This is a genomic window from Bradyrhizobium sp. CCGUVB1N3 (assembly GCF_024199925.1).
Lineage (GTDB): Bacteria > Pseudomonadota > Alphaproteobacteria > Rhizobiales > Xanthobacteraceae > Bradyrhizobium.
The window spans coordinates 9,524,809-9,546,272 of the sequence record NZ_JANADR010000001.1 but is presented as its reverse complement, the minus strand read 5'-3'; the positions used below and the strand labels follow the sequence as shown (position 1 = coordinate 9,546,272).

Genomic DNA, 21,464 nt, shown 5'->3' with positions numbered 1-21,464 from the left:
GCAGGAACAGGAATTGCACAGCGCGGACGGATCGGATTTAAGGGCAAAAACCCCTCATTTGAAGGCCCCATTCCTTGCACGAGCTGACCAAAATGACGCCTCCCCACCGCCCCGACCTGCATGTCGCGACCGAAGGGGAATTCAAGGGCTGGCAGACCTGGATTCGCGACAGTTTTGAGAACCATATCGGCCCCTTCTGGCACCGTTTCGAGGAGGACGGCCGCGTCCGCTGCGCCTTCCGGGTCGAGAAAAAGCACCTCAACGGGTCCCAGAACGTCCATGGCGGCTGCTTCATGGCGTTCGCCGATTACTGCCTGTTCGCGATCGGCCGCCATGCGCTGAACGGCCGGGGCGTGACCGTCAATTTTGGCTGCGAATTCCTCGATGCCGGGCACGAGGGCGAGCTGATCGAATGCACCGGCGAGATCACCCGCGCCGGCGGCTCGCTGATCTTCCTACGCGGGGAGATGATGGCCGGCGAGCGCAGGCTGTTCACCTTCTCCGGCACGATCAAGCGGGTGAAGCGGAAGGCGCTGCCGCCGACCGGCGCCTAGCCCGAGGGCCGCAGCCCTCGCGATGGACGGCACGCTCGCCGGGCCGCTCAGGTCGAGAGCTGCTTTTCGGCGATCGAGAGCCACTCGGCCTGCGCATTGCGCAGATATTTTGGTGCGCGCCGCATCTGGATCAGGAGCTCGTTGAAGATCACCCGCGCTTCCGCGGTGCGGCCGACCATTTGCAGCAGCATGCCGTAGCGCACCCGCGCCTCGGCACCGGGGAAATAGGCCGACACCGCGTGATATTCCTCGAGCGCCTCGTCGAGGCGTCCGACCTCGGCGAGCGCGCGAGCGTACAACAGATGCGCTTCGGCCGAGTCGAACTCCGGCCACTGCTTCTGGAGATCGTCGAGGGTGACCAGCGCATCGGCCGGACGATTGCCTGAAAATTCCGCCTGCGCCTTGCCGAGCGCATAAGCAGGGTCGTGGCCCGTCGGCAGCTTCAGGATGTGATCGTAGTGCCGTTCGGCCTCGCCGAACCGCGCGATCCTCACGCATTCCTGGGCGAGCGCCGCGCGATTGGCGATGGTGTCGGTCGCGGCGAGGCGATCCTGCAATTCGCGATAGCGCTTTTCCGGATCGAGCCGGTCGGCGAAGCGCTGGCGGGCTTGCCGCGCCTGCGGGCTCGAAAACCATTCGGGAATGAGCTCGACGACGATGTAGGCCAGCGAGCCGATCAGCGGCACCATCAGGATGATGAACGCCCAAGGCCGCAACCGCCCGGTGCGCGCTGCGTGCCAAATGAGCGTGATTTCGAGCAGCAGGACGACCAGGGCAACGGGCATGCGAAATCCGACGCGCGTATCAATGGCGCTGGCACCTTTGATGGCATGCCGGCGCGATGCGACAATCCAGAGTTGTTCGGATCGCGCGGATCTTCGCGCGCGATCGAACAACCCTTCGTCAGTCGCGATGTCGCGTGATGAGGTTCACGCCGCGCGGTCGAGATGCGCGACGAGGCCGGCGAACAGGCCGCGCCCATCGGTGCAGCCCATGATGTCTTCGACGTGGTTTTCCGGATGCGGCATCATGCCGAGCACGTTGCCCTTGTCGTTGACGATGCCGGCAATGGAATGCGCCGCGCCGTTGATGTTGTAGGCCTCGTCGACGACGCCTTCGGCCGAGCAGTAGCGATAGAGCACTCGCCCCTCGCCCTCGAGGCGCTTGATGGTCTCTTCATCCGCCTCGTAATTGCCCTCGCCATGGGCGACCGGCACGCGGATCACCTGGCCGGCGTTGTAGCCGCGGGTGAACGGCGTATCGGAGCGTTCGACGCGCAGATGCACGTCGTGACAAATGAACTTGAGCCGCGCATTGCGCATCAGCACGCCCGGCAACAGGCCGGACTCGCAGAGAATCTGGAAACCGTTGCAGACGCCGAGCACGAGCCCGCCCCTGGCCGCATAGTCGCGCACCGCATCCATCACCGGCGCGCGCGCCGCGATGGCGCCACAGCGCAGGTAATCGCCATAGGAGAAGCCGCCGGGCACCACGACGAGATCGGTTCCTGCCGGAAGCGAGGTCTCGGCGTGCCAGACCATCGCCGGCTCGTGTCCCGAGATCAGCTTCAGCGCACGCGCCATGTCGCGCTCGCGGTTGATTCCGGGAAAGACGAGGATGGCGGCTTTCATGGCTTTGAGTTCCGAAGCGAGGAATGGAATCGGGCTGGCCAGCGGCCAAATCGTGAGGAGACATAACCATTTGACGCGGATTTTACCAGTGCTAGCCTCACTTGGCCGCTTTGTGCACAGGCCATAGCCCGCCTTTTGGCCGAACGATTTTGCCCGGGATTGAAGCCATGAACGTCCCGTCATCGCCCACGTCTCCGGCAGAACCGGTCTCCGCCGAGGGCGTCGTCGCGGCCGGTGCCTATGTCGACGGCCGGCGCGTCGCCAATATCGCGATCAGCGAAGCCTCGAGCTGGCGGGCAAAGCCCGGGCATGTCGTCTGGATCGGGCTGCACGAGCCGGACATGGCGCTACTCAGCGCCGTGCAGAAGCAATTCGATCTGCACGAGCTCGCGATTGAGGATGCCAACCACGCCCATCAGCGGCCGAAGATCGAGCAATATGGCGAAGCCCTGTTCATCGTTGCGCGGACTGCGCAACTCTTCGAGGGCCGGACCGTCTTCGGCGAGACGCACATCTTCGTCGGCGACGGTTATCTCGTCACCGTCCGTCACGGCGCCTCGACGTCCTATACGGCAGTGCGCGAGCGCTGCGAGAGCTGCCCGCGGGCGCTGGCACGCGGCGAGGACTACATCCTCTATGCCGTTCTCGATTTCATCGTCGACAACTACTCCCCTGTGCTCGAAAGCATTCACGATGAGGTCGAGGGGATCGAGGAGGACGTGCTCTCCAAGCCAATCAGCAAGGCGCAGATCGAGCGGCTCTACATGCTGCGCCGCGACCTGCTGCGGCTGCGCAACGCGATCGGCCCGCTTGTCGAGGTCTGCCGCCGGCTGGAGCACGACGAACTGTCGATGGTCCGCCCGACCATGCAGCCGCTGTTCCGCGACGTCACCGACCACGTCAGGAATATCCAGGAGCGCATCGATTCCATGCGCGAGGTGCTCGCGTTCGCGTTCGAAGCAAGCCTCCTGGTCGGCCAGGCGCAGGAAACCGTGGTCTCCAAGAGGCTGGCCTCCTGGCTCGCGATCATCGCCGTTCCGACGGCGGTTGCCGGCATCTACGGCATGAACTTCAAGCACATGCCGGAGCTGGAGTGGGAGTACGGCTACTTTGCCGTACTGGGCCTGATGGTGGTCGCGTGTCTCGCGCTCTACTGGCGCTTCCGCCGCGTCGGGTGGCTGTGAAGGCGAAAATACTCAACCGACAGCGTCGCGATCAGTCTCGCTCCTCATCCTGAGGAGCCCGCCAAAGGCGGGCGTCTCGAAGGATGAAGGCCAAGGTGCGAAAGCCAGGCCTGCATGGTTCGAGACGCGCTTCGCGCTCCTCACCATGAGGACCACAATACAGACTCAGACGATCTCGACGCGATAATTCTCGATCACGGTGTTCGCCAAAAGCTTGTCGGCGGCTTCCTTCAGCGTGGCTTCGGCCCTGGCCTTGTCGGCGCCAGCGAACTCGATGTCGAACACCTTGCCCTGACGGACGCTGGCGACGCCATCGACGCCGAGCGATTTCAGCGCGCCTTCGATGGCCTTGCCCTGCGGATCCAGAATGCCCGTCTTCAGGGTAACGGTGACACGTGCCTTCACGTCGATAATCCCTCTTTAGCTCTTCACCAGCACTGGGCCGGAGCCCGCCGGACGCTCGTTCTCCATGAGGATGCCGAGCCGCTTTGCAACTTCGGTATAGGCCTCCAGGAGTCCGCCGAGGTCCCTGCGGAAGCGGTCCTTGTCGAGCTTCTCGTTCGACTTGATGTCCCACAGACGGCAGGAGTCCGGCGAGATCTCGTCGGCGACGATGATGCGCATCATCTCGTTCTCGAACAGGCGGCCGCACTCCATCTTGAAGTCGACGAGGCGGATGCCGATGCCGAGGAAGAGACCGGTGAGGAAGTCGTTGACGCGGATGGCGAGCGCCATGATGTCGTCGATCTCCTGCGGCGTCGCCCAGCCGAAGGCGGTGATGTGCTCTTCCGACACCATGGGGTCGTTGAGCTGGTCGTTTTTGTAATAGAATTCGATGATCGAGCGCGGCAGCTGCGTGCCCTCCTCGATGCCGAGGCGCTGCGACAGCGAGCCGGCGGCGACGTTCCGCACCACCACCTCGAGCGGCACGATCTCGACCTCGCGGATCAACTGCTCGCGCATGTTGAGGCGGCGGATGAAATGGGTCGGCACCCCGATGTCGTTGAGGTGCTGAAACAGGTACTCCGAGATCCGGTTGTTGAGGACACCCTTGCCCTCGATCACCTGATGCTTCTTCGCATTGAACGCAGTGGCGTCATCCTTGAAGTGCTGGATCAGGGTCCCGGGCTCCGGGCCTTCGTAGAGAACCTTTGCCTTGCCTTCATAAATGCGTCGCCGACGGCTCATGGGGATGTACCGTGTTTTGTTAAAATCCATGAATTTGGTGTGCTCCGGTTGACAAGGATCAGGACCCACAGCGGAGCTGCCGTGAACGGCCTGGAACCCACAGAAACAGAACAGGAACCAAACCTTTAGGCAACCTATCCGATTGGCTGTCCCAGCACAATCGACCCGGCTCTTCCAGCACCAACTTATACCGTCTTGCCTGCGGCTTAACGGCTCATTGGTCTGCCGATTCGTGCCCCTTATCTAGGCATCGGCCGGGGTCACCGCAACGCGGCGTCACGGCCGGATTCAGCCAGGGAATTGGAACGGAAAAGCATGACCACGTTCGACAAGCGCCAGGAAGGTTTCGAGAAGAAATTCGCCCTCGACGAGGAGCAGAAATTCAAGGCCGAGGCCCGCCGCAACCGGATGCTCGGCCTGTGGGCGGCCGAGAAGCTCGGCATCACGGGCGATGCCGCCACGGCGTATGCCAAGGATGTGGTCGCAGCCGATTTCGAGGAAGCCGGCGACGGTGACGTCCTGCGCAAGGTTTTGGGCGACTTTTCAGCCAAGGGCGTTGCCGTCACCGAGCAGGCGATTCGCGCCAAAATGACCGAGCTGCTGGCCGTGGCGGCGATCGAGGTCAAGGCCGGGAAGTAAGCGAACGCCTTCTATGCAGCGCGCCGGCGCGCACGTGTCTTGCGCGCCGCGCGACGCTTCCGCGGACGCCCGGCCACGACGTGATCGGCCGCGCCGTAGTCACGGCGGATGGCCTCCAGCAATTGCCGCGCCGCCATGCTCAAAAATCCGCCGCGCCGGGTGACGACGGTCACATCGTGGCTCGCCGAAAGATCGCCGACGGCAATGGTCGACATGGTGCCTGAGACCATCTCCTCGGCCACGTGGCTTTGCGCGAGCAGCGCAACGCCGAAGCCTGATTCCACGAGGCGCTTCTGCGCGGTGAGGCTGTCGACCGGCGTCCATTCGACCTCGCCCAATCCTTGCGTGAGAAACAACGCAAAGACGTGGGAGGCCGCAATCTCGCGGCGTCCGGGTATCTCGGGAAAAGCGATCCAGCGTTGCCCACGAAGCTCGGCGAGACGTCTGACACGTTTGCCGGCGAGCGGATGATCGGGCGCGCACACGACTTGCAGCCGCTCGGTCAGGATCGGCTCGCAAGCTAGATCGGCCGACCGATCGACATTGTAGCGCAGCCCGATCGTCGCTTCCCCGCGGCGGATGAGGTCGCTGACCTCAGTGCTGGTGGCGGTGCGAAGCGTGAGCGCGACGTCCGGATGCGCTCTCGCAAATCCCTTCATGATCTCCGAGAGGCGGCTGTCGGCGAGCGTGCCGGTGACGGCGAGCGTGACCGGTCCTGAATTCTGTTTCGTGAGCGCGCGTATCGCCTGCGACGCATCCTGCGCAGCCGCGACGGCGCGCTCGGCATAGGGGACCAGCACGCGCCCGGCATCGCTCAGCAGCGTCCGGCCCGCAATCCGCTCGAACAGGGGCACGCCGAGTTCCTGCTCCAACAGCGCAATGCGGCGCGAAATTGCCGGCTGCGAGCGATGCAGCACCTTGGCCGCGTTCGAGATCCCTCCCCTGCGGTGAACGGTCAGGAACGTATCGAGGGCATCGCTGTCCATCACGAACACCTCATGCAGAAAACTGATGATCTGAAGAGAAATAACAAATTTGGCGGATGGCGAAAATGCTCCTATCGATGGTGTCGGAACAGATACCACGACACGGGAAGCGAGCCATGACGAGCCAACTGGAGAAGGCAAAGACGTTTCGAGCCCTGCACGAGCGGCCGGGCGCCTTCATCATTCCCAATCCCTGGGATGCCGGCACCGCAAAGCTGCTCGCGGCCATGGGATTCGAGGCGCTCGCGACCACCAGCCTCGGGCTTGCCAACATGCTCGGCAGCTCGACCGTCAGCCTGGATGGCATCCTCGTCAATTGCCGCGCGATCGCCGCGGCGACCGACCTGCCGGTCAGCGTCGATCTCGAGAACTGCGGCGCGCATGAGCCGAAACGCGCGGCCGAGGCCATCCGGCGCGCGGCCGAGGCTGGCGCGGTCGGCGGCTCGATCGAGGATTTCACGGGCGATCGGACGCGGCCGATCTACGATTTTTCGCACGCGCTCGAGCGTGTCCAGGCCGCGGTGGAGACGGCCCGCTCGCTGCCCGTACCGTTCACGCTCACCGCGCGTGCCGAAAACTTGCTGCACGGGCGCAATGATCTCGACGACACCATCAAGCGCCTCAGGGCGTTCGAGGCCGCAGGCGCTGACGTGCTCTATGCGCCCGGCGTCTACGACCTCGCGACGATCAAGATGGTCGTCTCGTCGGTGACAAAGCCCTTCAACCTGGTGATGGGCTTTGCCGACCCGACGCTGACGCGCGCGCAATTGTCGGAGGCCGGCGTCAAGCGCGTCAGCGTCGGGGGTGCCATGTCGCGATTTGCGCTCGCAGCCTTCCTGCGCAGCGCGCGGGAGATGAAGGAGAAGGGATCCTTCACCTACGTTCGCGAGATGGCGCCGATCAAGGAGCTCCGCGACGCCTTCGCCGCGGTCACTCCTCCTTGAAGCCGTACTCCGGCACGTTGCCGCTGGCGCCGTAATATTTGTAGGGCAGGAATTTGCCGCTCATGGTGATCTTGACGCGATCGCCCTTGGGGTTGGCGACGCGCTCGATCGCCATGTCGAAATCGATCGCCGACATGATGCCGTCGCCGAACTCCTCCTCGATCAGCGCCTTCCAGGCCGGGCCGTTGACCATCACCATCTCGTAGAAGCGATAGATCAAGGGATCAGTCGGCGGCATCGGCGTGCCGGTGCCGCGCATCGGCACCTCGTTGAGCATCACGGTCTCCGCCTTCGACAGCCCGAACAGCTCGCCGGCATTGGCCGCCTGCGGCTTCGTCAGCTTCATCTGGCCCATGATCGCGCCGACGATCAGCACCTCCGAATAGCCGCCGATCTTCTCGCAGATGTATTTCCAGCTCCAGCCTTTCTCGCGCTTGATGTCGAGCAGTTTTTCGGTGAGGTCGGAACGCTTCATGTGAGGGTCTCCCTAGGTCAGGCATGTGACGAGCCTGCCGCTTTGGGACGCACGAAACGTGCCAATAAATGAGGCTTACAGCTTCACGCCGGCGCCCTCAGCAAACCAACAATTCGCTCTCGTAGCAACCATTAAAGCGACGTCCGATTGCCGGGAGGATGACGCCGTGCTCGTGGCCGTCAAGGCGTGGCCTGGCAGCGGCGGATGTGAGGCGAGGCCGGCACGACGGCCAGCCTTGACGGCCGCTGTGCGCGGCGTCATTTGCGAGGGCAGGTCGGGACGAAGAAACGGTGCTTCGGCCGAACAAAGAAACGCGATCAGGTGGCGGGCACGCTCGCGATTTTGGGCGGTTCGGCGAGCCACGGCGTTCCGCGTGCGACGACGGCGTTGATGACGACGAGCAGCTTCCTGGCACAGGCGATGAGCGCGCGCTTGTGGCCCTTGCCGGCGGCGATCAGCCGGTTGTACAGGGCCATGAGCTGCGGATTCCAGCGGAATGATGCCGGTAGAGCCGCGGTGTAGAGCGCCCGGCGCAAGCGTTCGCGCCCGCCTTCGATGTGACGGACGCCAACGTGATCGCCGCTGTCGTTGTCGTAAGGCGCAAGCCCGACGAGGGCTGCGGCTTGCTCGCGCGTGACCTGGCCAATCTCGGGCATCCTGATCAGGATGGAAACCGCAGTCGGAAGGCCGCTGCCGGCGACGCCGTAGATCAGATCGAGCCGTTCGGCGAGATCGCGATGCTTGCGGATCGCTGCCACCAGAGCCTTGAACTCGGCTCGTTTGTGCCTGGCCAAGAGAGCAATCTGCTCCTTCCAGAGCTTCTGGATACGCGCGTTGCGGCAGCTCTCCAACCGGTTTTTGAGCTTTGCAATATCCTCTCCGATCTGCTCGATCATTGTCAGATGCTCGGCAAAGGGCCCCAGCCGAGGATCCGGAGCGGGGTGGATCTTCTTGGCCGCGGCGGTGCAGGCTGCAATCAGCGCTGCATCGATCTTGTCATTCTTGGCCCGCTGCAGGTGGAACATGGCAAAGGCGCGCACCTGGACCGGCTGAAAGACCACGACGACAAAACGTTTGCGTCGCAGCTCGGCGACGACCGCCCGCTCATAGCCCCCGCTCGCCTCGATCCCGACCCGTTTGACCTTCCGGCGCTGCAACCATTCCACCAGCACCTTGTAGCCTTCCGGTGTGTTCTCGACCTGCAACGGCTCCGAACAGCCATCGACTGCCACGTCAAGTTTGCGCTTGCCGGTATCGATCCCGGCACAGATCGTGATACGCTTGGCCATCTTCCTCGACCCTCCCTTGTGATGCGAACCTGAAGTTCGTTCAACCATGCGGGTCCCGATGAAGTGCCGATCGCGATCTTGCTACGAAACGCAGCCCTCAAGGCTTCGGTGGGCATCGATCCGATCGATCGGCGGCCCAGCTCGGGTGGCCGCCCGGGCTGGGCCATTCCTCACGGAACCAGGCCATTGTAATCCGGCGCGCTAATACAAGGGTGGGCAAAGGCGCTCTTGCGCCGTGCCCACCATCTCTCCGGTTGCTCGATTCGCAATGGTGGGCACGCTCCGCTTTGCCCACCCTACGAGACCTACTGTGATTGCTCGATCACCCCCTGCAGCCGCACCAGCTCCGACTCCAGATCGCGCTCCACGTCCGCGGCGCGGATCTCCATCACCCGATAATCGCGCGCCTCCAGCCACGTCCGCCGTGACGCGCGGTCGGCGTCGATGGTCTCGCCCTCGCCCGGATTGACCAGCTCGATCGCGATCCGGTGCGGAAACGAGACGAAGTCCGGAATGTGCCGCCCGACCGGCGTCTGGCGCTTGAACTGCCCGGCGAAGCGACGGTCGTGGGTCAGGGCCTGCCAGAGCAGGCGCTCGGCGTCGGTCGGGTTACGGCGAAGCAGGCGCGCGAGCCCGCGCACGGTGCTGCCGCTGTCGGGCACCCCGCCCTGCCCGTGTTCGGCGAGCAGCGCGCGCAGCCGCGTCGCCTGCTCGCCGTCGAGCACGCCGCCCTTGGCCGGGCCCTTGCGCCCTTCCGCGATCGCCATGACCACCCCGTGCAGGGTGTGCATGTCCTGCTTGGTCGGCTCCATGCGGGTGAAGATGTTGCGCAGGTTGACCAGCATGGTGTCGCGCTTCTCGGCCGGGCGCAAAAACTCGACCCGGTCGAGCTCGCGCACGAGGTTGTCGAAGAAGGCCTGAATCTGGTGCTGCGAGGCGCGCTCCGAGCGCTCCGGCATGCCGTGCGGCAGCGCGCCCTCCGTAACCCGTTTGAACCATTCGTAGCCGACCAGCAGCACCGCCTGCGCGAGATTCAGCGAGGCAAAGCCGGGATTGACCGGGAAGGTGATGACCCGGTTGGCCAGCGCGACCTCCTCGTTGGTCAGCCCCCAGCGTTCACGGCCAAAGAGGATGCCGGCCTTTCCGCCGGTCGCGACATGGCTGGCGATCTCGGTCGTCGCCGCTTCCGGGCCGACCACCGGCTTGGCCTGGTCATGGGCCCGGGCGGAGGTGGCGAACAACAGGTCGAGGTCGGAGACCGCCTGCTCGACGGTGTCAAACAGCTCGACCCGCTCCAGGATGTGGTCGGCACCGGCCGCGGCGCGCTGGGCGGCGATGTTGGGCCAGCCGTCGCGTGGGTTGACGATGCGCAAGCGGCTCAGGGCGAAGTTGCCCATGGCACGGGCCGCCATGCCGATGTTCTCGCCGAGTTGCGGCTCGACCAGGATCACGATGGGACCGTCGAGGGCGAGGCCCGCCTTGCTCTTGTCAGTCCCCGACATCTCGTTCTGCTTTCACGCTGGTTCTCAAGGCCTTGGAGAGGGCGCCTTAGGAAATGATTCAAGCCGGCCACCGACCGGCTCCGCCGATTGCGCCTCGTTTGCCTGTCCTGACAGAATTCTCAAGCGAAATAACGGGGTTAGATTCGGCTTTTGAATCTCGCCCGAAACTTCAGCTCCGGACCCGGCCGCAGTGCCGCCGCGGCTCCCCGCTTAAGGATGCTGGATGGGCTAAAAGTGCATAATCCCTTGGCTTTCGCCCGCCGCTTCCCGGTGCTATGAGGCGGCGGATATTCCCGTTGACGCGCCAAAGCGCCGTTCCCAAGAGGCTTCCCCGATCATGGCAAAAATCAAGGTGTCCAACCCCGTCGTCGAACTCGATGGCGACGAGATGACCCGGATCATCTGGCAGTACATCAAGGACAAGCTGATCAACCCGTTCCTCGATGTCCAGCTCCTGTATTTCGACCTGGGGATGGAGTACCGCGACCAGACCAACGATCAGGTGACCATCGACGCCGCCGAGGCGATCAAGAAGGTCGGCGTCGGCGTGAAGTGCGCCACCATCACCCCGGACGAAGCCCGGGTGAAGGAATTCAACCTGAAGCAGATGTGGAAGTCGCCGAACGGCACCATCCGCAACATCCTCGGCGGCGTGATCTTCCGCGAGCCGATCATCTGCAAGAACGTGCCGCGCCTCGTCCCCGGCTGGACCAAGCCGATCATCATCGGCCGCCATGCCTATGGCGACCAGTACCGCGCCACCGACATCAAGTTCCCGGGCAAGGGCACGCTGTCGCTGAAGTTCGTCGGCGAGGACGGCACCGTGATCGAGAAGGAGGTCTTCAAGGCTCCCGGCGCCGGCGTCGCCATGGAGATGTACAATCTCGACGACTCCATCATCGACTTCGCCCGCGCCTCGTTCAACTACGGTTTGCTGCGCGGCTACCCGGTGTATCTGTCAACCAAGAACACCATCCTCAAGGTCTATGACGGCCGCTTCAAGGACATCTTCCAGGACATCTTCGACCGCGAGTTCAAGAAGGAATTCGAGGCCAAGGGCCTGACCTACGAGCATCGCCTGATCGACGACATGGTGGCCTCGGCGCTGAAGTGGTCCGGCGGCTACGTCTGGGCCTGCAAGAACTACGACGGCGACGTGCAGTCCGACACGGTCGCGCAGGGCTACGGCTCGCTCGGCCTGATGACCTCGGTCCTGCTGACGCCCGACGGCAAGACGGTGGAAGCCGAAGCCGCCCACGGCACGGTGACCCGCCACTACCGCGAGCACCAGAAGGGCAAGGAGACCTCGACCAACTCGATCGCCTCGATCTTCGCCTGGACCCGTGGCCTCTCCCACCGCGCCAAGCTCGACAACAATCCGGAGCTGGCGAAGTTCGCGGCCACGCTGGAGAAGGTCTGCGTCGACACCGTGGAAGACGGCTACATGACCAAGGACCTCGCGCTCCTCGTCGGCGCCGACCAGCGCTGGCTCTCCACCACCGGCTTCCTCGACAAGGTCGCCGAGAACCTCACGAAGGCGCTGGCGGCGTAAGCCGGCGTCTCGCCTCAACCGTCATTGCGAGCGAAGCGAAGCAATCCCAGGCTGTCTCCACGGTCGGACACTGGATTGCTTCGTCGCTCCTCGCAATGACGAGCCTCTTATCCGGGTAAGCATCATGCCGACAATCAAGAGCCTCGCGTTCGCCGTCCTCACACTGGCCAGCACATCGGCCGTTGCCGCAGCCGCGGAGCTTCCCGACGCGATCGCCGCGCCCGGCGAGACCGTCGTGCTGAGCGTCCACGCCGAGGGCGCGCAGGTTTATGAGTGCAAGGCAGGGACCGACGGCAAGCTCGCCTGGGCCTTCCGCGAGCCGATCGCGACGCTGCTTTCCGAAGGCAAGACGATCGGCCGCCACTATGCAGGCCCCAATTGGGAGCACGCCGACGGCAGCGCAGTGGTCGGCAAGGCCATCGGCAACGCGCCGGGCGCAACCGCAGGCGATATCCCCTGGCTGAAGCTCGAGGTCGCCTCGCGTCGGGGTAGCGGCATTCTGACACCCGTCACCACGGTTCAGCGCATCAACACCCATGGCGGCAAGCTCGACGGCGCCTGCGAGAAGGCCGGCGAGTTCAAGAGCGCACCCTACTCGGCCGACTACATCTTCCTGCGCAAGGGCTAATCACTCAGCGGTCCGTGCCCTCGCGCTCCGCCTGCGCGAGCTCGGTCGCCGCGAGGTCGCCAGTCTCTTCGAGACGCGCCTTAGCCGTCTTGTGCACATGCGCGGCGAGCGTCGGCATGCGTTCGATCAGGGCATGAAAATGCTGGGCGTCGAGCACCAGAAGGCGGGTCTTGCGCGTGGCGGTCACGGTGCCGCTGCGTTTGGTTTTGTGCAGCAGTGCGATCTCGCCGAAGAAAGTGCCGTCCGCAAGCCGCACGCGCTGGCTCGGGAGTGAAATCTCGACCTCGCCGGCCGTGATGAAATACATCGACGAGGCAGCATCGCCACGCCGAACCAGGATCTCGCCCTGCTCGATGGTGCGTGCCCGCAGCAGCCGCATGATGTCGGCGATCTCCAATGCCGTGAGGTGCGAGAACAGCGGCACGCGCGCGAGCATGCCCCAGGTGACGACGAAGTCGCGCCGCCTCACCTCTTCCGCAAAGGCGCTCGAGATGATCGCAACCGGCAGCGCGATCATGGCAAAGCCGCTGATGATGGCGAACACGGAAACGAATTTGCCGAGCGGCGTCACCGGCACCACGTCGCCATAGCCGACTGTGCCGAGCGTCACGATCGCCCACCACATCGCCTGCGGGATGGTGCCGAGCTTCTCCGGCTGCACTTCGCGCTCGATGGCATAGAGGAGCGAAGCGAAGGTGAGCACCACACCGATCAGGATGACGATGCATCCGATCAACGCGCGCCGTTCGGCATGGACGGCTGCGAGCAGCGAGCGCATCGCTGGCGAATAGCGGATCAACTTGAAGAACGGCAGCACGCCGAGCGCAGCCAGCGTCGCGTGCCGGCCAGTGGCCAGCACGATGGCTGCGGGGAGGAACGCCATGAGATCGATGATGCCGAGCGCGGAGAAGGCATAGTCGAGGCGGTCGGCGAGCGCCGAGCCTTTGCGCGGCGTGTGCCCCGCCACCGTCCACAGCCGCGCGGCATATTCCAGCGCGAACACGATCACGGACAGGATGGTGATCGCCGAGAACAGCGGGCCGAACTGCGCGTCGAGGTCCGGCACCGAGGCAAGCGTCATTGCCACGACGTCGAGCACGATGACGGCAATGATCACCTGGATGAAGCGCGACCCGGCCGAATAGGCCAGCGGATCGTGCTCCAGCAGTTCGTACAAGCGATCCCTCAAATTGGGATCGCGAAGCCCACGTCCTCGCGGAACGAGGCGCACGGTGTCTACGCGCCGACCATGGCTTTTTCGATCGCCGAGAGCGCCGCCGCCGCGTTGGCGCCGTCGGGTCCGCCAGCCTGCGCCATGTCAGGCCGGCCGCCGCCACCCTTGCCGCCGAGCGCTTCGGAGGCGACGCGAACCAGGTTGACGGCGTTGAAACGCGAGGTGAGGTCGGCCGTGACACCAACCACGACGCCGGCCTTGCCGTCCTCGGTGACGCCGACGATCGCGACCACCCCGGAGCCGATTTGCTTCTTGCCATCGTCGGCAAGGCTCTTGAGATCCTTCATCTCGATGCCTTCGACCGCACGCGCCATCAGCTTGACGTCACCGACCTCGCGCACGCCTGCGGCAGCGCCATTTCCGGACGATGCACCACCGCCCATCGCAAGCTTCTTGCGGGCGTCGGACAATTCGCGCTCGAGCTTCTTGCGCTCGTCCATCAGCGCGGTGATGCGCGCCGGCACGTCCTCGAGCGAGGTGCGCAGCTCGGCGGCTGCGGTCTTCGCCAGCGCCATGGTGTCGTTGGCGTGCTTGCGCGCATGGCGTCCGGTCAGCGCCTCGATGCGGCGCACGCCGGAGGCGACTGCGCTCTCGCCGGTTAGCGTGATCAGGCCGATATCGCCGGTGCGTTTCACATGGGTGCCGCCGCAGAGCTCGACCGACCAGCCGAGCGCGTTGGCGCCGTGTTCGCGCGCGGTCTTGCCCATCGAGACGACGCGGACCTCGTCGCCGTACTTTTCGCCGAACAGCGCGCGCGCACCGGCCTCGCGGGCCTCGTCGACGCCCATGACGCGCGTGGTGACTTCGTCGTTCTCCAGCACCACCTCGTTGGCGATGTCCTCGACGCGCGCGAGCTCCTCCGGAGTGATCGGCTTCGGATGCACGAAGTCGAAGCGCAGACGATCGGGCGCGACCAGCGAGCCGCGCTGCGCGATGTGATCGCCAAGCACCTGGCGCAGCGCCTCGTGGAGAAGATGCGTCGCGGAGTGATGGGCGCGGATCGAGGACCGGCGCGCATGGTCCACCTCGAGCTGGAGCGCGGTGCCGGCCTTCAGCGTGCCTTGCTCCACCGTGCCGATATGCACGAAGAGGTCGCCGAGCTTCTTTTGCGTGTCGGTCACGCGGAATTTGATCCCGCCCTCGCCGACCATCACGCCGATATCGCCGACCTGGCCACCGGACTCCGCATAGAACGGCGTCTGGTTGAGCACGATCGAGCCGGTCTCGCCGGCCTCGAGGCTGTCGATCTCCTTGCCGTCCTTGACCAGCGCCGCGACGACGCCTTCGGCGCTCTCGGTCTCATAGCCAAGGAATTCGGTGGCCCCTAATTTTTCGCGCAGCGGGAACCAGATCGCTTCGGAGGCGGCCTCGCCGGAGCCGGCCCAGGACGCGCGCGCCTTCTCGCGCTGACGCTCCATTGCATCGGTGAAGGCGGACTGGTCGACGCCGATGCCGCGCGACTTCAGCGCGTCCTGCGTGAGATCGAGCGGGAAGCCGTAGGTGTCGTACAGCGTGAAGGCGACGTCGCCATCGAACATGTCGCCCTTCTTCAAGGACGCGCTCTTCTCGTCGAGGATGGCAAGGCCGCGAACCAGCGTCTTGCGGAAGCGGGTCTCTTCCAGCCGCAGCGTTTCCTCGATCAGCTTCTCCGCGCGCACCAGCTCCGGATAGGCCTGGCCCATCTCGCGGACCAGCGCCCAGACGAGGCGATGCATCAGCGGCTCTTTCGCCCCCAGGAGCTGCGCATGGCGCATCGCGCGGCGCATGATCCGGCGCAGCACGTAGCCGCGGCCCTCGTTCGAAGGCAGCACGCCGTCGGAGACGAGGAAGGCCGAGGAGCGCAGATGGTCGGCGATCACCCGGAACGAGGCCACCGTCTGCTCATTCGGTCCACTGCCGAGCGCGGATGCGGTCGCATCGATCAGCTGACGGAAGAGATCGGTCTCGAAGATGCTGTCGACACCCTGGAGGATGCAGGCCATGCGCTCCAGCCCCATGCCGGTGTCGATCGAGGGACGCGGCAACGGCTGGCGCTCCTCCTTCGTCACCTGCTCGAACTGCATGAACACGAGATTCCAGAATTCGAGGAAGCGATCGCCGTCCTCTTCCGGGCTGCCCGGAGGTCCGCCCCAGATGTGCTCGCCGCGATCGATGAAGATCTCCGAGCACGGGCCGCACGGGCCGGTATCGCCCATCGCCCAGAAATTGTCCGAGGTCGGGATGCGGATGATGCGGTCCTCGGAGAAGCCCGCGATCTTCTTCCAGAGGCCGGCCGCCTCGTCGTCGGTGTGATAGACGGTGACGAGCAGCTTGTCCTTCTTCAGGCCGAAATCCTTGGTGATCAGATTCCAGGCGAGCTCGATCGCGCGCTCCTTGAAGTAGTCGCCGAAGGAGAAGTTGCCGAGCATCTCGAAGAAGGTGAGATGTCGCGCGGTGTAGCCGACATTGTCGAGGTCGTTGTGCTTGCCGCCGGCGCGCACGCATTTCTGCGACGTGGTGGCGCGCTGATAGGGGCGCTTCTCGACGCCCGTGAAGACGTTCTTGAACTGCACCATGCCGGCATTGGTGAACATCAACGTCGGGTCGTTGCGCGGCACCAATGGCGAGGACGGCACGATCTCGTGGCCGTTCTTGGCAAAGAAGTTCAGAAAGGTCGACCTGATCTCGTTGACGCCGCTCATGTTCATCCAATCGGGTGATAGGACCCGCCAGAGCCATCCAAACTCGACATCAAGGCTGATATCTGCGGGCGATTGCGCTTTTAGACAAGGTGAGCTGCCCTGTCCAGAAACTGTGCAGAGAGATCAGAGGGTTGCCGCAGGCGCGCAATCCTCGTTGATAGCTGTTGCAGGCGCGTTGACAGGCTTGGCCAGCCTGTGTTCTGTACCTACCTGTATCGTACGGCCACGTCGGGAGAGACCGGCTTTGGTGCCGGCGCCGAAGGAGCAACCGCCCCGGAAACTCTCAGGCAAAAGGACCGCGTGGCTTTGACAGCATCTGGAAAGAGGCGCCGACGGGCATTGAAGCCCGGGTGGCACCCGCCGACGGGATAATACTCTCAGGCACAGCGACAGATGGGGCTTCGACTGGTTTTTCGGGGAATCCTCCCCGGGAACCGCGAGGGCCCCTGTGATGCTTGCGCGCGACGACCAAGACTCCCTCAGACGTACCCCCCTTTACGGGCTCCACGTGTCCCTTGGCGGCAAGATGGTGCCGTTCGCGGGCTATGAGATGCCCGTGCAGTACCCTGCGGGCGTCCTGAAAGAGCATCTGCATACCCGCAGTTCTGCTGGCCTGTTCGACGTGTCCCATATGGGCCAGATCGCGCTCCGGCCGAAATCCGGCAGGGTCGAGGACGCGGCCCGCGCGCTGGAACGCCTAGTGCCGCAAGACATCGCGGCGCTTGCGCCGGGGCGGCAGCGCTACGCCCAGTTCACCAATCCGGACGGCGGCATCCTCGACGATTTGATGGTCGCCAATTTCGGCGATTACCTGTTCCTGGTCGTCAACGCCGCCTGCAAGGCCGAGGACGAGGCGCATCTGCGCGCGCATCTCTCCGATGACTGCATCATCGAGTCGCTTACCGAGCGCGCGTTGATCGCACTTCAGGGTCCGAAGGCCGAGGCCGTGCTGGCGAAACTTTGTGCAGAGGCTCCGTCCATGAAGTTCATGGACGCCGGCCCGCGCAAGGTCGACGGCGTCGACTGTTTCGTGTCGCGCTCAGGCTACACCGGCGAGGACGGGTTCGAGATATCGGTTCCCGCGGGCGATGCCGAACGCCTCGCCAAGGCGCTGCTCGCAAATTCCGACGTGTTGCCGATCGGGTTAGGCGCCCGCGACAGCCTGCGGCTCGAGGCCGGCCTTTGCCTCTACGGCCATGACATCGACACCACGACCACGCCGGTCGAGGGCGCGCTGGAATGGTCGGTGCAGAAAAGCCGCCGCACCGGTGGCGCCCGCGCCGGCGGTTTTCCCGGTGCAGAGAAGATCCTCGCCCATTTCGACCAGGGCGCGGGCCGCCGCCGCGTCGGCGTGCGCGCTGAGGGCCGCGCGCCGGTGCGCGAGGGCGCGCCGTTGTTTGCGGACGCGACGTCGACCGAGGCGATCGGCGCCGTCACCTCGGGCGGCTTTGGCCCGAGCCTGAATGCGCCGGTGGCGATGGGCTATGTGCCTGCCGCGAAAGGCGCGCTCGGCACAAAGCTCTTTGCCGAAGTGCGCGGCCAGCGGCTGCCGCTCACCGTCGCCGCCATGCCATTTGTGAAAAACACCTACAAACGCTGAGGATCGAGAATGACCACGACGCTGTACACCTCCGACCATGAATGGCTTGATATCGACGGCGACGTCGCAACCGTCGGCATCACCGATTACGCCCAGCAGCAGCTCGGCGACGTCGTGTTCGTCGAGCTGCCCAAGGTCGGCCGTACGCTGAAGAAGACGGAAGCCGCCGCCGTGGTCGAGTCCGTGAAGGCGGCGTCCGACGTCTATGCGCCGATCTCGGGCGAAGTGCTCGAGGTCAACCAGGCGGTCGTCGATGAGCCGGCGCTGGTCAATTCGGATGCCGCAGGCAAGGCCTGGTTCTTCAAGATCAAGATTGCCGACAAGAGCGAGCTCGGCGGACTCATGGATGAAGCCGCCTACAAGGCGCACACGGCTTAAGCGATGGAGCAAGCGATGACCGCGCACCGCAAATCCAACGGCGATACCGCCGCCTCTTTCGTTCGCCGCCATATCGGTCCCTCCGCGCGCGATGTCGCGGCGATGCTGGACACGGTCGGTGCGAAAAGCGTGGACGCGCTGATGGCGGAGACGCTGCCGGCATCGATCCGGCAGGCCGCTCCGCTCGATCTCGGCAAGCCGCTGAGCGAGACCGAAGCGATCGCGCATATGGCCGAGCTCGCAGCCCAGAACCAGGTCTTCACCTCGCTGATCGGCCAGGGCTATTCAGGCACGATCTTGCCCGCGGTCATCCAGCGCAACATTCTGGAAAATCCCGCCTGGTACACGGCCTACACGCCCTACCAGCCCGAGATCAGCCAGGGCCGGCTGGAAGCGCTGTTCAACTTCCAGACCATGATCTGCGACCTCACCGGGCTTGATGTTGCCAACGCCTCGCTGCTCGATGAGGCGACGGCTGCGGCGGAAGCCATGGCGCTCGCGGAGCGGCACTCGCAGGTGAAGGCGCAAGCCTTCTTCGTCGACAAGGACGTGCATCCGCAGACGCTCGCCGTGATGCGCACCCGTGCCGAACCCTTGGGCTGGAACCTGATCGTCGGCGATCCCCTCACCGATCTCGATAAGGCAGACGTGCTCGGCGCGCTGCTGCAATATCCCGGCAGCTCGGGTGCGGTACGCGACCTGCGGCCGGCAATCGCGACGCTGCGCGCCAAGGGCGCGCTCGCGATCGTTGCCGCCGATCTGCTGGCGCTGACGCTGCTCGCTTCGCCCGGCGAGCTAGGGGCGGATATTGCGATCGGCTCGGCGCAGCGCTTTGGTGTACCGATGGGGTATGGCGGACCGCACGCGGCCTACATGGCAGTGCGCGATGCGCTGAAGCGCTCGCTGCCCGGCCGCATCGTCGGCCTCTCCGTGGACTCGCGCGGCGCGCCGGCCTATCGCCTCGCGCTTCAGACCCGCGAGCAGCATATCCGCCGAGAGAAGGCGACCTCCAATATCTGCACCGCGCAGGTGCTGCTTGCGGTGATCGCCTCGATGTACGCCGTCTATCACGGCCCCGAAGGCCTCTCGCAGATCGCGCGCATCGTGCATCGCCGCGCCGCCGTGCTGGCCGCGGGCCTGCGCAAGCTCGGCTTCGCGCCGCGTTCCGAAAACTTCTTCGACACTGTCACCGTGGACGTCGGCGCCAAGCGCGACGAGATCGTCGCGCGCGCGGCTTCCGAGACAATCAATCTCGGCGTCGGCAACGACGGCTTGCGCATCGCGCTCGACGAGACCACGACGCCGGCGACCATCGAGGCGGTCTGGCGCGCGTTCGGCGGCAAGCTCGCTTATGCCGAGATCGACGCGACAACGCGCGAGGCGCTGCCTGACGCATTGAAGCGGGCGACGGGCTTCCTCACCCATCCCGTGTTCCACGCGCATCGCTCGGAAACCGAGATGCTGCGCTACATGCGCAAGCTCTCAGACCGCGACCTCGCGCTCGACCGCGCCATGATCCCGCTGGGGTCATGCACCATGAAGCTGAACGCGACCACCGAGATGATGCCGCTGACCTGGCCGGAATTCGGCAGCCTGCATCCATTCGCGCCAAGCGAGCAGGCAAAAGGCTATCACGCGCTGTTCGCGCGGCTGGAAAAATGGCTCTGCGACATCACAGGCTATGACGCGATCTCGCTGCAGCCGAACTCAGGTGCGCAAGGCGAATATGCCGGACTTTTGGCCATCCGTGGGTACCATGCAGCGCGTGGCGAAAGCCATCGCAAGGTGTGCCTGATCCCCTCCTCTGCGCATGGCACCAACCCGGCCTCGGCCGCGATGGTCGACATGGAGGTGGTGGTCGTCGCCTGCGAGAAGAACGGCGACGTCGACGTCAATGATCTCCGCGCCAAGGCCGAGAAGCACTCGAACGATCTCGCCGCCGTGATGATCACCTATCCCTCGACGCACGGCGTGTTCGAAGAGCACATAAGGGAGATCTGCGATATCGTGCATGGCCATGGTGGCCAGGTCTATCTCGATGGCGCCAACCTGAACGCGCAGGTCGGCCTGTCGCGGCCCGGCGACTACGGCGCCGATGTCAGCCATCTCAATTTGCACAAGACCTTCTGCATCCCGCATGGCGGCGGCGGCCCGGGCATGGGACCGATCGGCGTCAAGGCGCACCTTGCGCCGTTCCTGCCTGGACATCCCTCAACCGATCCGAATGCGACGGTCGGCCCGGTCTCGGCCGCACCATTCGGCTCGGCCTCGATCCTGACCATCTCCTACATCTACATCCTGATGATGGGCGGCGAAGGGTTGAAGCGTGCGACCGAGATCGCGATCCTCAACGCCAACTATGTCGCGGCACGCTTGGATGCGCATTTCCCGGTGCTCTACAAGAACGCGAAGGGCCGCGTCGCGCACGAATGCATCATCGACCCGCGACCGCTGAAGACGACAAGCGGCGTCACCGTCGACGACATCGCCAAGCGCCTGATCGACTACGGCTTCCACGCCCCGACCATGAGCTTCCCGGTGCCGGGCACGCTGATGATCGAGCCGACCGAGTCGGAATCGAAGGCCGAGCTCGATCGCTTCTGCGACGCCATGATCGCGATCCGGAAGGAGATCGCCGAGGTCGAAGCCGGGCGCTTCAAGATCGAAGCGTCGCCGTTGCGCCAAGCGCCGCACACCGTGCACGACATCGCCGACGACAACTGGACCCGCGCCTATACCCGCACTGAGGGCTGCTTCCCTAACGGCGTCTCGCGCACCGACAAATATTGGTGCCCGGTGGGCCGCGTCGACAATGTCTACGGCGACCGCAACCTCGTGTGCTCGTGCCCGCCGGTGAGCGACTACGCGCAGGCGGCGGAGTGATGAATTTGTAGGGTAGGTAGAGCGTCAGCGAAACCCACCACTGCGATTCTCAAGCGATGAAGAAGGCGATGGGTTACGCTTCGCGCATTGCTGTGCCTCTCCCCTTGTGGGAGAGG

The 21,464-nt window shown here is 64.7% G+C and carries 19 protein-coding genes and 1 riboswitch; of the genes, 9 read left to right on the top strand and 10 right to left on the bottom strand.

Translation table 11 applies throughout. The features are described 5' to 3' along the window. The first annotated feature begins 74 nt into the window (after positions 1-74). The gene (locus tag NLM33_RS45005; RefSeq protein WP_254105088.1) at positions 75-554 is read left to right on the top strand and encodes a PaaI family thioesterase; all 480 of its coding nucleotides are present in this window, start codon (positions 75-77) and stop codon (positions 552-554) included. Positions 555-601: 47 nt separating this feature from the next. On the opposite strand, the gene NLM33_RS45000 is transcribed toward NLM33_RS45005, so the two are convergent. Both NLM33_RS45000 and purQ read right to left on the bottom strand, forming a co-directional pair. Beyond that, complete coding sequence (locus NLM33_RS45000; RefSeq protein WP_254105086.1) at positions 602-1,339, bottom strand: tetratricopeptide repeat protein; 738 nt, start codon at positions 1,337-1,339, stop codon at positions 602-604. A gap of 144 nt (positions 1,340-1,483) precedes the next feature. Further along, positions 1,484-2,185, bottom strand: coding sequence for a phosphoribosylformylglycinamidine synthase subunit PurQ (gene purQ, locus NLM33_RS44995; RefSeq protein WP_254105084.1), 702 nt, complete (start codon positions 2,183-2,185; stop codon positions 1,484-1,486). Between the two features lie 167 nt (positions 2,186-2,352). Here purQ and corA point away from each other — a divergent pair, with 167 nt between their 5' ends. Next, positions 2,353-3,369, top strand: coding sequence for a magnesium/cobalt transporter CorA (corA, locus tag NLM33_RS44990; RefSeq protein WP_254105082.1), 1,017 nt, complete (start codon positions 2,353-2,355; stop codon positions 3,367-3,369). A gap of 165 nt (positions 3,370-3,534) precedes the next feature. On the opposite strand, the gene purS is transcribed toward corA, so the two are convergent. Beyond that, positions 3,535-3,774, bottom strand: a complete 240-nt coding sequence (gene purS, locus NLM33_RS44985; protein ID WP_254105080.1) for a phosphoribosylformylglycinamidine synthase subunit PurS — start codon at positions 3,772-3,774, stop codon at positions 3,535-3,537. 15 nt (positions 3,775-3,789) lie between these two features. Next, a complete protein-coding gene (gene purC / locus NLM33_RS44980) occupies positions 3,790-4,557 on the bottom strand; it encodes a phosphoribosylaminoimidazolesuccinocarboxamide synthase (protein ID WP_008974302.1) in 768 nt (255 codons plus the stop codon). A gap of 315 nt (positions 4,558-4,872) precedes the next feature. Here purC and NLM33_RS44975 point away from each other — a divergent pair, with 315 nt between their 5' ends. Continuing rightward, on the top strand, positions 4,873-5,196 hold the full coding sequence (locus NLM33_RS44975; RefSeq protein WP_254105072.1) for a DUF1476 domain-containing protein: 324 nt from the start codon (positions 4,873-4,875) through the stop codon (positions 5,194-5,196). Between the two features lie 11 nt (positions 5,197-5,207). On the opposite strand, the gene NLM33_RS44970 is transcribed toward NLM33_RS44975, so the two are convergent. Next, positions 5,208-6,182, bottom strand: a complete 975-nt coding sequence (locus NLM33_RS44970; RefSeq protein ID WP_254105070.1) for a LysR family transcriptional regulator — start codon at positions 6,180-6,182, stop codon at positions 5,208-5,210. Positions 6,183-6,298: 116 nt separating this feature from the next. Here NLM33_RS44970 and NLM33_RS44965 point away from each other — a divergent pair, with 116 nt between their 5' ends. Beyond that, on the top strand, positions 6,299-7,126 hold the full coding sequence (locus tag NLM33_RS44965) for an oxaloacetate decarboxylase (protein ID WP_254105068.1): 828 nt from the start codon (positions 6,299-6,301) through the stop codon (positions 7,124-7,126). Here the strand turns inward: NLM33_RS44965 and cynS are convergent. From cynS to NLM33_RS44950, 3 genes are all read right to left on the bottom strand, one after another. Then, the gene (cynS, locus tag NLM33_RS44960; RefSeq protein ID WP_254105065.1) at positions 7,113-7,601 is read right to left on the bottom strand and encodes a cyanase; all 489 of its coding nucleotides are present in this window, start codon (positions 7,599-7,601) and stop codon (positions 7,113-7,115) included. The two genes, NLM33_RS44965 and cynS, sit on opposite strands and share 14 nt — an antisense overlap. A 317-nt stretch (positions 7,602-7,918) precedes the next feature. Beyond that, positions 7,919-8,890 (bottom strand): IS110 family transposase, encoded by a 972-nt coding sequence (locus NLM33_RS44955; RefSeq protein WP_254095913.1) that lies wholly within the window; start codon positions 8,888-8,890, stop codon positions 7,919-7,921. A 305-nt stretch (positions 8,891-9,195) separates the two neighbouring features. After that, positions 9,196-10,392 (bottom strand): TrmJ/YjtD family RNA methyltransferase, encoded by a 1,197-nt coding sequence (locus NLM33_RS44950; protein WP_254105063.1) that lies wholly within the window; start codon positions 10,390-10,392, stop codon positions 9,196-9,198. 337 nt (positions 10,393-10,729) lie between these two features. On the opposite strand from NLM33_RS44950, the gene NLM33_RS44945 reads away from it, so the two are divergent. Then, on the top strand, positions 10,730-11,944 hold the full coding sequence (locus NLM33_RS44945) for an NADP-dependent isocitrate dehydrogenase (RefSeq protein WP_254105061.1): 1,215 nt from the start codon (positions 10,730-10,732) through the stop codon (positions 11,942-11,944). 124 nt (positions 11,945-12,068) lie between these two features. Continuing rightward, positions 12,069-12,572: a DUF3455 domain-containing protein gene (locus NLM33_RS44940; protein WP_254105059.1), complete on the top strand. Its 504-nt coding sequence runs from the start codon at positions 12,069-12,071 to the stop codon at positions 12,570-12,572. A 4-nt stretch (positions 12,573-12,576) separates the two neighbouring features. Here the strand turns inward: NLM33_RS44940 and NLM33_RS44935 are convergent, their stop codons facing one another. Both NLM33_RS44935 and alaS read right to left on the bottom strand, forming a co-directional pair. Further along, on the bottom strand, positions 12,577-13,803 hold the full coding sequence (locus tag NLM33_RS44935; protein WP_254105057.1) for a cyclic nucleotide-gated ion channel: 1,227 nt from the start codon (positions 13,801-13,803) through the stop codon (positions 12,577-12,579). A gap of 5 nt (positions 13,804-13,808) precedes the next feature. Next, positions 13,809-16,487: an alanine--tRNA ligase gene (gene alaS, locus NLM33_RS44930; protein WP_254105055.1), complete on the bottom strand. Its 2,679-nt coding sequence runs from the start codon at positions 16,485-16,487 to the stop codon at positions 13,809-13,811. 219 nt (positions 16,488-16,706) lie between these two features. After that, a riboswitch (glycine riboswitch) is annotated at positions 16,707-16,795 on the top strand. Between the two features lie 143 nt (positions 16,796-16,938). Here alaS and gcvT point away from each other — a divergent pair. From gcvT to gcvP, 3 genes are read left to right on the top strand one after another with little or no spacing between them, the layout of a single operon-like run. Beyond that, positions 16,939-18,087: a glycine cleavage system aminomethyltransferase GcvT gene (gene gcvT / locus NLM33_RS44925; protein ID WP_254105053.1), complete on the top strand. Its 1,149-nt coding sequence runs from the start codon at positions 16,939-16,941 to the stop codon at positions 18,085-18,087. Between the two features lie 9 nt (positions 18,088-18,096). Next, positions 18,097-18,465 (top strand): glycine cleavage system protein GcvH, encoded by a 369-nt coding sequence (gcvH, locus tag NLM33_RS44920; protein ID WP_254105051.1) that lies wholly within the window; start codon positions 18,097-18,099, stop codon positions 18,463-18,465. A gap of 15 nt (positions 18,466-18,480) precedes the next feature. Further along, complete coding sequence (gene gcvP / locus NLM33_RS44915; protein WP_254105049.1) at positions 18,481-21,348, top strand: aminomethyl-transferring glycine dehydrogenase; 2,868 nt, start codon at positions 18,481-18,483, stop codon at positions 21,346-21,348. The last annotated feature ends 116 nt before the right edge of the window (positions 21,349-21,464 follow it).